The organism is Mesorhizobium sp. M5C.F.Ca.ET.164.01.1.1, from assembly GCF_004792125.1.
Taxonomy (GTDB): domain Bacteria; phylum Pseudomonadota; class Alphaproteobacteria; order Rhizobiales; family Rhizobiaceae; genus Mesorhizobium; species Mesorhizobium wenxiniae.
Genome location: NZ_SRTG01000188.1, coordinates 1 through 383, shown reverse-complemented (window position 1 = coordinate 383; position 383 = coordinate 1). Strand labels below are relative to the sequence as shown.

The window sequence follows — 383 nt, the reverse complement described above, 5'->3', positions numbered from 1 at the left end:
CGGCCTCGAAGCAGACGTGCAGTCGATCATACTTCTTTCCCAGCTTCTTGATCGTCCGCTCTATCGCTGCAGGACTATTTTCGACCTCGCCGACAAACCGGACCTCGCCGGTGCGGCCGCCCTCCGCGATCGCCACCGCGTGCTTCTTCTTGGCTACATCAAACGCGACAAACGCTTCGATATACTCTCCGCCGAGATCGACACCGGGGCGGCAAGATAGGAATAGACCGGAAAGGCGATGGCGATGCCAGCCGCAAGCAGCGGCACAGCGAATTTCAGCACGCGCACCCGGCGCGAATGCCGCTGCGCGCGGTCGAACGCATCACCGCGCGTGCCGGCTGGCGCCGCTGGCGCCAAAGCCGTCTCGGCATTGGTCGTTTCGT

General features: G+C 63.2%; 1 pseudogene. It reads right to left on the bottom strand.

The window, feature by feature from the left end:
• Positions 1-183 precede the first annotated feature (183 nt).
• Positions 184-357: pseudogene (locus EN807_RS33050) on the bottom strand (LPS export ABC transporter periplasmic protein LptC); the annotation flags it as partial.
• Positions 358-383 lie beyond the last annotated feature (26 nt).